Origin of the sequence: Actinoallomurus acaciae, from assembly GCF_042429965.1 — a bacterium.
Taxonomy (GTDB): domain Bacteria; phylum Actinomycetota; class Actinomycetes; order Streptosporangiales; family Streptosporangiaceae; genus Actinoallomurus; species Actinoallomurus acaciae.
Window position 1 is genome coordinate 1 of record NZ_JBHLZP010000430.1, and the last position, 6,899, is coordinate 6,899.

Here is a 6,899-nt window from a genome sequence, read left to right on the forward strand (position 1 = left end):
CGGAGGTCGGGGAGTCCAGGGTGCGTTCGACCGGCCGGTCCCCGGGCTCGGGTGACCGCGTGCCCCGCCGGTACTCCTCGATCAGTTCGAGCGCCGGCGCGGGCAACGGCGCGGGGCGCAGCGCGTACTCGCCGCCGTGCTCCTCCAGTTCCTCGGCCAAGCGCGCGAGCAGGGCGGCGGCGGTCGGCCGGGCGGCCGGTTCACGGCCGAGGCAGTCGAGCATCAGCTCCGCCGCCTCGTCGGGCAGGCCCGTGAGGTCCGGCGGCTCGGTGGCCAGCCGGATCAGGACGTCGGTCACCGAGTCACCGGCGTACGGCGGATGGCCGGTGGCGGCGTACAGCAGGGTCGAGCCGAGTGAGAACACATCGCTGGCCGCCACCGTCCGGCGGCTGTCGCGCGCCTGTTCGGGTGCCATGTAGGCGGGGGTGCCGACGGCCTGGTGCGTCGCGGTGACCGTGACGCGTTCGGTCGCCCGTGCCACGCCGAAGTCGATGACCCGCGGCCCGTCCGCCGCGACGAGGACGTTGGACGGTTTCAGGTCCCGGTGCACGAGGCCGGCCTGGTGGATCGAGGCCAGCGCCTCGGCGCAGCCGGCGGCCAGCCACCGCAGGGCACCGGTGGGCAGCGGCCCGCAGGTCCGTACGAGCTGTTCCAGGGAGGGCGCCGCGATGTAGGCGGTGGCCAGCCAGGGAACCTCGGCGTCGGGGTCGGACGCGACCACCGCGGCGGTGTAGACGCCGCTGACCCGGCCGGCGGCGGTCACCTCATGGGCGAACCGGGTGCGAAAGTCCGCGTCGGCGGCGAACTCACTCCTGATCGTCTTGACCGCGACGAGACGGCCGGACGCCGACCGGCCCAGATAGACGCGGCCCATCGCCCCGCTGCCCAGCCGCCCTAAGAGCACATAGCCACCGACCCGTACCGGGTCCTGCGACGACAGCGGCTCAAGCCTCGCGTCCCCCGACCGCATGGGCGCCCCTCCATCTGACAGGAACAACCGGCATTATCGCCTCAATCTCGACGCGTGTACCGAATGTCGCCAACAGGCGCCCGCCTTTACGTTGTAGATCACTAACGAACGTCCCCGGAAGACCGGCCCGGCCGGTGGGAGGCTCAGGATCGGTGAACGGGTGCCGCATCGATCCAGCGGTGATAGGCGTCCATGTCGACGTTGCCGCCGCACACGATGCTGACCACGTGCCGTCCGGCGAAGCGGCCGGGGTCTTCGAGGATCGCCGCGATGCCGAGCGCGGCCGACGGTTCGACGACGAGGCCGGCGTGGTCGAAGAGCATCCGCATACCGGCGATGATCGACGCCTCCTGGACCAGGACGGCGTCGTCGGCGACCAGGAGCAGGTCGTCCAGGACGGCCGGGATGGGAAACCGCCCGGCGACACCGTCGGCGATGGTGTCGGCCGAGTCGGTGGTGACGACGCGCCGCCGGCGCCACGAGTGCGTCATCGCCGGTGCGCCCAGCGGCTGGACGCAGATCACCTCGACGTCGGGCGCCAGCGCCTTCACCACATGCCCGACACCGGTGGCCATCGCCCCGCCGCCGAGGGCGATCAGGACGGCGTCGAACGAGGGCGCGGTGTCCACCAGCTCAAGGCCGATGGTCGCCGCTCCCTCGCAGGTCTCGATGTCGAGACTGTCCTCGACCAGCCGGATGCCGTCGCGCCGTGCGATCTCCGCCGCACGCTCGCGAGCCATCTCGTGGTCGCCGTCCACCAGCTCCAACCGGGCACCCAGCGCGCGAATACGATCAAGCTTGGCCACGGTCGCGAAGCGGGACGCCACGACGGTGACGTCGAGCCCCCGGCCACGCCCGGACCAGGCGAGGGCCTGCCCGAGGTTGCCCGCGCTGGCGCACACCGCGGCTCGCGAGCCGTCATCGGCGAGCCGACTCGCGACCAACTCGGTGCCGCGCGCCTTGAAGCAGCGGACCGGGTTCGCCGTTTCGAGCTTGATGCTCACCGCACATCCGAGCTCGGGCTCCAGCGCCTCGCAGGGGTACAGCGGAGTGTCGAGAAAGATCGGGTCGATCACCTGGCGAGCCGCCCGGATCCGACCAGTGTCGAGGCGTGTCTCCTGCACGACACAGCAGCGTAGCGCCGCCGGTACTGATCCACTCGCACTGGGACGCCTCCCGCGATGGCGAGCGGTGCCGTCGCGTGGCCGCGCCTTCCCGGAAGGCGGCATCGAGGAGTTCCCGCGCCCCGCCCCATGAGCCGGGCAGCGGGTGACCGTAGACCCGGTAGGTGACCTCGATGCTTTTGCGACGGCAGGCTCCACCTCCCCAGCGGCCACCTCGACGAAGGCGAATCCCTCGCCCACGGCGCCGCACGCGAAGCCTTCGAAGAAGTCGGCATCCGTATCGATCCGAGCGATCTACGGCTGACCGCCGTCGTACACCGCCGCCAGCGGCCTGACCTCGCCCGGGTCGGCATGTTCTTCGCCGCCAGCCGCGGGGAGGGAGAGCCGTACAACGCCGAACCGGGCCATGAATCGCGGCGACCGCTGGGACGACCGATCTCCGGCCACTACTCGAAAGGCCGGGGCCCGGGTCAGTGTTCGGCCAGGACGATGACGCGGTCGTCGGCGGACAGGGTGAGTGGGGCGGCTCGGTCGGGGTTCAGGACGACGCCGTAGCCGGGGGCCTGGTGGAACGACTCGTGCCTGCGGTATCCCAGTGCCGTCTGCCCGCGTTTGCGGGCGGCGTCGATGACGGTGGCGAAGTTCGCCGGCACACCGGGCCGGAGGTACTCCGTGGCGGGTTTGAGGTAGATCTCCGACCCCGACGGGTCCAGCAGGTCGGCGAACACGTCCCGTAGATGGTGGTTCTGGGTCAGCTGCGTGAGCAGCAGGCTGATGAGCCTGGCGCTGACGACGAAGTCGTCCACCTTGGTGACCTGGGCGAGCTCACGATTGCCCTCGTCGTTGATCTCGCTGACGATGGAGTACGGGTCCTCGACGCCTTCATCCATGTCACGCAGGTGCAACAGGGTGACCAGCGTGCGCGCGTCGGCGTGCTGTGGCTCGCAGGCGTCATCGGACAGTACGATCACGTGCTGGTACGAGCCGACGTCGAGCGCCTCCAGGGCGGCCCGGTCGGTGGGCTCGCAGCGGGCGAAGCCCATCTCGAGGTTCTGTGGGGCGGCGAGCCGCTCGCGCGGATCGTGATGGAGTGCGACGACGTCCAGGACCGAACCGGGCTGCGCGAACGCGTCGAGCAGGCCGATGACCTCCGGAGCGCGGTGGTTCCAGCCGAGCAGCAGCGTACGGGCGGGCTTGGCGGGCTCGGGCTCGGTGGTGCTGACGGCTTCGGTGACGATCGGCGGCGGGCCGTCGGTGAGCCGGATCAGCAGGTCGTCCTCGGCCAGCACGATGATCTCGTCATCGTGCTCGATCACGGTGTCGGCGGCGGGGTTCATCACCACCGCGCGGTCCGCTCGCCGTAGTCCGAGGGGGACGCCGAGTTCGTACGCGTCCAGCGCCTCACCGTACGTCCTTCCCACCAGGGACGGCTCCGCGCGGAGGTGGAGCGCGTTGCCGGAGAAGTCGAGCAGGTCGGTGCAGACGGTCGACAGCCCGGCTTGGCGGTGGGACTGGACGACCAGGCGGACCCCGATGTCGTCGGCGTCCACGACCTGCGTGGTGGGACCGCCGGCGAGCCTCGCCGCGGGAAGGTTCGCCGAGTCGGTCACCGCGGCGGCGACCGGCGGCCGGTGCGAGCCCCACTCCCGTGCCCCGAGGGAGAGGAGCACCTTGATCACATGGGTGTCGGGGTCGTCGACGGGCGGCGCGATCACCATGATGGATCGCGCCGTACTGGGGCTGACCATCTCTAGGTCGGCCCGGTGGAGAGGGTTGCCGCGGCGGCAGACCACCCGGGTGCCGCCGGTGTCGCCGATGCGACGGCGGATCGCCTCCTCCATGTCGATGATGTCCCGGTCGGCGAGGATCGCCACGCAGGAGCGGCGCCGGCTCTTGTCGGCCTTCACGAGTTCGGAGATCACGGTGAAGATCTGGTCCGACCAGCCGAGCAGCACGGTGTGGTCCCGCTCGATGATCGTTGAGTGGCCTTTGCGCAGTTCGGCGATCTTGGCGTCCAGCCCGGTGGTGAGCACACCGATCAGGGCACTGACGATGAAGATCCCGCCGATGGTGACGGCGAGCATGAACGCCAGGTACGTGTGGCCGCCGGTGTCACCGCCCACGGTTCCGGGGTCGATGGCGCGCATCAGAGTGCGCCAGAGCATCCCCGGCCAGTGCCCGTCCTGGTCCGCGTCGTGGGGGGCGAACATCACGGTCAGGGAGGCGATCACCATGATCAGGACCGCCGAGGCCAGACCGAGCCAGCCGATCAGCGCCGGTGTGCCCTTCGACATGGTGTTGTCGAAGGCGTACTGCGCACGATCCCGCCATCGCACCTGAGGCACCTGGATTCCCCACATCTCTCCGCACCTATCCCGCGCCGCATGAAGCTATCAGGACGTGACGGCCGAAATCGGCGGGTGACCGACCCGAGCGCCCAGCGGCTCCGGCCCCCGCGGAGATCCTCGAACGAACCGCCGGAGCGTGACCGTGCCGCGCCGCCCTTCAGCGGCCGGGTCTCTCGTGTCCGGTGAGCAGGTCGATGAGGCTGCGGGGTGCGTTGTCGCCGAAGCAGAGCTCGAAGTCGCGGGCGGCCTCGGCGGCGGCTTCGGCGCTGCGGGGGAACAGGGCCTGCTCGTACTCGGTGAGGGCGGCTTCGACGTCGCCGGGATGCGCGGCGATGGCCTTGCCGAGTTCGGCGCCGTCGTACATGGCCAGGTTGGCGCCTTCGCCGTTCGGGGCCGAGAGGTGGGCGGCGTCGCCGATCAAGGTCGCCCCCGGCACCCGATCCCACCGGTGCCCGGCCGGCAGGGCGTGGAGGGGGCGCAGGACCGGTGCGGTGTCGCCGTCGGTGATCAGCGCGGTGAGCTCCGGTGCCCAGCCGTCGAACTCCTGCGCGATCCGCGCGGTGGCCGCGGCGGGATCGGTGAAGTCGATGCCGGCGAACCATTCCGGCGGCCTGGAGAGCGCCACGTAGGTGTGGAGGGTCCCGCCGCTCTCCCGGTGAGCCTGGATCCCCCTCCCCGGCACGGGCGCGAACAGCGCCCCGCCGCCGACCGCCTTCGCGGTGGCAGGGTGCCGGGTGTCGCCGTCGAACAGATGGGTCTCGACGAACGACGTGCCGACGTACTCGGGTGTCGCGTCGGAGAGCAGCGGCCGGACCCGTGACCACGCGCCGTCCGCGCCGACCAGCAGGCTCGTGCCGACGGTGGTGCCGTCGGCGAAGGTCACCTCGTGGCGGCCGTCGCCGAGGGTACGGACGCCCGCGACCTTGTGGCCCCACCGGACGGTGCCGGCCGGGAGCGAGTCGAGCAGGATCCGCCGCAGCTCGCCGCGCTGCACCTCGGGGCGGCCACCTGTGCCGTCGTCGGGTTCGTCGAGCAGGACGGTCCCGTCCGGGGCGAGGACCCGTGTCGCCTCGCGGCCCTCCAGGATGAGGCCGCGGAACTCCTCGATCAGACCGGCCGCCCGCAGAGCCGGCCGGCCGTTGTGGTGGTGGATGTCGAGCATCCCGCCCTGCGAGCGCGCCGTCGGGGAGGGCTCCGCCTCATAGATCACGGCCGGGATTCCGTGGACGTGCAGGACCCGGGCGAGCGTGAGGCCGCCGAGCCCGGCGCCGATGATCGTGACCGAAGCCGTCATGGTGATTCCTTCCTGGTCGCGGGCCGGTGTACGGGCATCCGGCACGTCTGGAACGTTGTTCCAGTGAAGCCATACTGGAACGACGTTCCAGCGATTGTCAAGCTGGAACGGCGTTCCAGCGAGCGGCTAGGATGGAGCCATGGCAACCAGGACGCGTCGTCGGGAACCGCTCTCCCGGGAGCGCATCGTCGGCGCCGCCGTCGAACTCCTCGACACGGTCGGCGAGGGCGGTCTGACGTTCCGCGCGCTGGCCGAGCGCCTCGCGACCGGGCCCGGGGCGATCTACTGGCACGTCACGGGCAAGACCGAACTCCTCGGTGCCGCCACCGACGCCGTCGTCGCCACCGCCATCGCCGGCGACGACACCGGCGCGACGCCGCGGGAGGCGATCCGCGCCCTCGCGCTCGGCGTGTTCGACGCGATCGACGCCCACCCGTGGGTCGGCGCCCAGCTCGCCCGCGCGTCGTGGCAGCCGCCGATGCTGCGCATCTTCGAACTCGTCGGACGCCAGGTCCAGGCGCTCCGCGTGCCCGAAGCCGCCCAGTTCACCGCGGCGTCCGCGCTGATGAACTACATCCTCGGGGTGGCGGGCCAGAACGCCCTCAACGCCCGGCTGGTCGAGCCGGGCACGGACCGGACCGCGTTCCTGGACGCCGTGGCGACCGAATGGGCCGGGCTCGACCCCGGCCGGTACGCGTTCGTCCGAAACGTCGCCGGCCAACTGCGCGAGCACGACGACCAGGCGGAGTTCCTGGCCGGCATCGACCTCATCCTCACCGGAATCACCGCGCGCCGATAGCCGAGGCGGCCGGGCTCCGCCGAGGCGCGCTCAGCCCTTGTGCTGGACGCGGTAGGCGCTCGGGCTGACGCCGTGCACGCTGCCGAACTGCCGGGAGAAGTAGAACGGGTCGGCGTAGCCGAGGGTGCGGGCGATCTCGGCGATCGGCCGGTCGGTGGTGTCCAGCAGTTCCCGGGCGCGGGACATGCGCAGGCGGGTCTGGTAGCGCAGCACGGAGGTGCCGGTCGCGCGGCGGAACAGCGCCGCGAAGTGCGACGGGCTGAGCCGCGCCAGCGCGGCGAGCTCGGCGACGCTGGTGCGCGCGCCGACGTGCTCGCGCATGTACTGCTGTGCCTGCCGTACGGCGTCGGCCCGGCCGGCGGGC

At 71.5% G+C, this 6,899-nt stretch carries 6 protein-coding genes and 1 pseudogene; 2 read left to right on the top strand and 5 right to left on the bottom strand.

Annotated features, from left to right (window positions below; all coding sequences use genetic code 11):
• On the bottom strand, positions 1 to 970 hold a 970-nt coding region (locus ACFFNX_RS37330; RefSeq protein ID WP_378210760.1), incomplete at its 3' end, for a serine/threonine-protein kinase.
• 143 nt (positions 971 to 1,113) lie between these two features.
• Positions 1,114 to 2,094 (bottom strand): threonine ammonia-lyase, encoded by a 981-nt coding sequence (locus ACFFNX_RS37335; protein WP_378210762.1) that lies wholly within the window; start codon positions 2,092 to 2,094, stop codon positions 1,114 to 1,116.
• Between the two features lie 195 nt (positions 2,095 to 2,289).
• Here ACFFNX_RS37335 and ACFFNX_RS37340 point away from each other — a divergent pair.
• A pseudogene (locus ACFFNX_RS37340) lies at positions 2,290 to 2,649 on the top strand (NUDIX domain-containing protein); the annotation flags it as partial.
• Here ACFFNX_RS37340 and ACFFNX_RS37345 read toward each other — a convergent pair.
• Positions 2,565 to 4,430, bottom strand: coding sequence for a CASTOR/POLLUX-related putative ion channel (locus tag ACFFNX_RS37345; protein WP_378210763.1), 1,866 nt, complete (start codon positions 4,428 to 4,430; stop codon positions 2,565 to 2,567). The pseudogene ACFFNX_RS37340 and the gene ACFFNX_RS37345 sit on opposite strands and share 85 nt — an antisense overlap.
• Positions 4,431 to 4,599: 169 nt before the next feature.
• Positions 4,600 to 5,736 (bottom strand): FAD-dependent oxidoreductase, encoded by a 1,137-nt coding sequence (locus tag ACFFNX_RS37350; RefSeq protein WP_378210764.1) that lies wholly within the window; start codon positions 5,734 to 5,736, stop codon positions 4,600 to 4,602.
• Positions 5,737 to 5,875: 139 nt separating this feature from the next.
• Between ACFFNX_RS37350 and ACFFNX_RS37355 the strand changes: the two genes are divergently transcribed.
• Positions 5,876 to 6,535, top strand: a complete 660-nt coding sequence (locus ACFFNX_RS37355) for a TetR/AcrR family transcriptional regulator (RefSeq protein ID WP_378210766.1) — start codon at positions 5,876 to 5,878, stop codon at positions 6,533 to 6,535.
• A gap of 30 nt (positions 6,536 to 6,565) precedes the next feature.
• Here the strand turns inward: ACFFNX_RS37355 and ACFFNX_RS37360 are convergent.
• The coding region (locus ACFFNX_RS37360; RefSeq protein WP_378210767.1) for a helix-turn-helix domain-containing protein at positions 6,566 to 6,899 on the bottom strand (334 nt) is incomplete at its 5' end.

What these genes read in the sequence shown, in the direction of transcription:
- ACFFNX_RS37355 (WP_378210766.1), top strand. Translation starts at nt 5,876, where the DNA reads ATGGCAACCAGGACGCGTCGTCGGGAACCGCTCTCCCGGGAGCGCATC.
- ACFFNX_RS37350 (WP_378210764.1), bottom strand. Translation starts at nt 5,736, where the DNA reads ATGACGGCTTCGGTCACGATCATCGGCGCCGGGCTCGGCGGCCTCACG.